General features: G+C 44.0%; 1 protein-coding gene. It reads right to left on the bottom strand.

Features of this window, described 5'->3' with window-relative positions:
- Positions 1-371 (bottom strand): hypothetical protein (locus A4S05_RS37865; protein WP_069074867.1); only part of this gene is annotated, 371 nt, incomplete at its 3' end.
- Between the last annotated feature and the right edge of the window lie 268 nt (positions 372-639).

Here is a 639-nt window from a genome sequence, read left to right on the forward strand (position 1 = left end):
GCTTTATCAAGCGCGTCTAACCGCTTGCGATTTTCCCACTCTTGATATGCGATCGCGACCTCTGAATCAGTTCCTAGCCCTGTGCTACTGCTGACCCTGCCTATGTGTTGGTGACAGGTATACTCTGGGTTCTTGCCGCGCTTGACAATCCCTTTTAGCCTAGCTTTTGGGTTTCTCTTGAAAATTGGCTCATTAGCTTGCCATTTTGCGTATACATACCAGTAGATTTCACCATCTTTTTTATATTTTTTGCGTACCTCATACTGATGAATCCAGACCCCAGATTCAGACATTGGTTCATTGACCAGATGCTGCCTGATTTCCTTTAATTGTTGAAGCTTCTCTATGATTTGGTCGATGCGGTCTGTCATGGCAGTTATAGTGGTTATGCCTATTTAAAATTTTAGGGCATAACTTCTGTAGCCGCGCTAGTAGAGGCAAGCTACGCCTCCATACCGCATCTATTGGTTAGACATTTGTAATAACAAGTTTTGAAAGCGATAACAGGTTGTGACTATTCTTTGACAGCCAGCAAAATTTCTTAGAGAAAGCGATGCCGTACCACTTCGTGGAAGCAAGCTACGCGCAACGTCTCCAAGAGTTGGCAGCAAGCTACGCTCCTCAAAATTCTTAGAGAAA

The sequence above is a fragment of the Nostoc sp. KVJ20 genome (genome assembly GCF_001712795.1).
Lineage (GTDB): Bacteria > Cyanobacteriota > Cyanobacteriia > Cyanobacteriales > Nostocaceae > Nostoc.